This window comes from Nocardia bovistercoris (genome assembly GCF_015674855.1).
GTDB classification, from domain to species: Bacteria; Actinomycetota; Actinomycetes; order Mycobacteriales; family Mycobacteriaceae; genus Nocardia; species Nocardia bovistercoris.
In genome coordinates this window covers 76,370-78,504 of sequence record NZ_JADMLG010000026.1, presented here as the reverse complement: position 1 = coordinate 78,504, position 2,135 = coordinate 76,370, and the positions used below count along the sequence as shown (strand labels likewise).

The 2,135-nt window shown below is 66.7% G+C and carries 2 protein-coding genes; both read left to right on the top strand.

Annotation, left to right across the window (positions count from 1 at the left end; all coding sequences use genetic code 11):
- A partial coding sequence (locus IT779_RS35590; protein WP_332839110.1) for a carboxyl transferase domain-containing protein occupies nucleotides 1–890 on the top strand: 890 nt, incomplete at its 5' end.
- Nucleotides 891–1,087: 197 nt separating this feature from the next.
- Nucleotides 1,088–1,939 (top strand): aldo/keto reductase, encoded by an 852-nt coding sequence (locus IT779_RS35585; RefSeq protein ID WP_196153889.1) that lies wholly within the window; start codon nucleotides 1,088–1,090, stop codon nucleotides 1,937–1,939.
- Nucleotides 1,940–2,135: the final 196 nt, after the last annotated feature.

Here is a 2,135-nt window from a genome sequence, read left to right as displayed (position 1 = left end):
CGCGTCCCAGCGGTCGAGACGATGCGACGCAGGAGCAAGTATCGACCGCTGGGACGCGAGACCCCCAGGGCCGCGAACCCGCGGCGCCGAAGGCGCCGCAAATAGACACAGCCTGGCGTTCTGTACAAGCATCGCGCAGTCCAAATCGCCCGGGCCTCCGAGACCTCCTACGCCACGCAACCCACCGAGTCCCCCTGAGCGGCACCGGCCAAGGCGAAGCCGACCGCACCGTCGTCCACGCCTTGGCAAGATTCCGAGGCCACCCCTGCATAGTCTTCGGCCACGACCGCTCCACCCAACACGAAGAGAACACCATGGGCCCCGCGGCATTACGAGAAGCCCGCCGCAGCATGGCCTTGGCCCAGGAACTGCACCTCCCCTTGGTCCTGGTGATCGACACGGTCGGCGCCGCCCTGTCGAAGGAGGCCGAGGAACGCGGCCTTGCCCCCGAGATTGCCCGCTGCATAGCCGATCTGGTAACCCTGAACACCCCGACGATCTCGGTCCTCCTTGGCCAAGGCACCGGCGGCGGCGCTTTGGCCCTCCTCCCCGCCGATCGCGTACTCGCCGCAACGAACGCCTGGTTGGCCCCGCTACCACCGGAGGGCGCAAGCGCGATCGTCTACCGCGACACCGATCACGCCCCCGAATTGGCCGCCGCTCAACGCATCAGCGCCGCCGACCTGCACACCGACGGCATCGTGGACCGCATCGTCGAAGAGCACCCCGACGCCGCCGCGGAACCCCACGAGTTCGCCCACCGCATGGTGACCGCGATCGCCACAGAACTGACCGCGCTCGCCGACCGCACACCGGAAACGTTGCGCCGCAGCCGCGCCGCCCGCTACCGCCGCCTCGGCCTGCCCGCGACACAATCGCACCCGGGGTGACCGACGCGCGCCGCTTCGCGAATCGGCGTCCGGCGCGGCCTGACTCGCCGAGATGTGACGAACACCGCGCGCGACGCCGGGGAAGGCCGCTTTCGGCCCGGGATGCGCCCGGCTCGAGCGTTCGACCTGCGCCGTAGCGACCAACACGCACCGGGTCTTCGTTGACGGTTGGCGTCGGCACTTCTACGGTCGGACGGGTGACCTTCCGCAGCGAGACCTCCGCCGTCCCCCCGATCGTGCTGAATGACGGGAACGTGATTCCGCAGCTCGGGTTCGGCGTATTCCAAGTCCCTTCCGACGAGGCTTATCCGGTGGTGAAGAACGCTCTGGAGGCGGGCTATCGAAGTATCGATACCGCCGCCATCTACGGGAACGAGGAGGGTACCGGCCGTGCGATCCGCGAGTCGGGCCTGCCGCGTGACGAACTGTACGTCACTACGAAACTGTGGAATTCGGAGCAGGGCTACGACACCACGTTGCGTGCTTTCGACGAGAGCATGAAACTGCTCGGCCTCGACTATCTGGATCTATATCTCATCCATTGGCCGATTGCCGTGGCGGACAAGTTCGTCGACACCTTCCGTGCCTTCCAGGCGTTGAAACAGGACGGCAGGATCCGCTCGATCGGCGTCTCGAATTTCACGATCGCGAATATCGAGCGAGTGATCGCCGAGACGGGCGAGATCCCCGCGGTGAATCAGGTGGAATTGCATCCGCGCCTCGGGCAGCGGGAGTTGCGCGCTTTCCACGCGGAGCACGCGATCGCCACCGAGGCATGGTCGCCACTCGGCCAGGGCACGCTGCTGGATCATCCGACCATCACCGCGATCGCGGCCGAACTCGACCGCACACCCGCACAGGTGATCATCCGGTGGCACCTACAGCTCGGCAATGTCGTGATCCCGAAGTCGGTGACGCCGTCACGTATCGTCGCCAACTTCGATGTCTTCGGATTCGAGTTGAGCGATCAGCAGACCGCGGCGATCGACGCACTCGACGACGGCGGCCGCATCGGCCCCGACCCCGACACCTTCACCATGGGCGCCTGACACAACAAGAATGCTCGCCCCCACCGCCGGCAAGCGCCCCTTCGGCGCTGTCACCGTCCACCAGGCACAAACCTGCCCTATGGCACAGTGAAAGTCAGTCGAAGGTGACGAGCAACCCGTTCGCGGCCGTCTCGCGTCCCAGCGGTCGAGGCAAAAAAGCCCCCGCCCGGGGCTAAGACCCCACGCACCCCGGCAC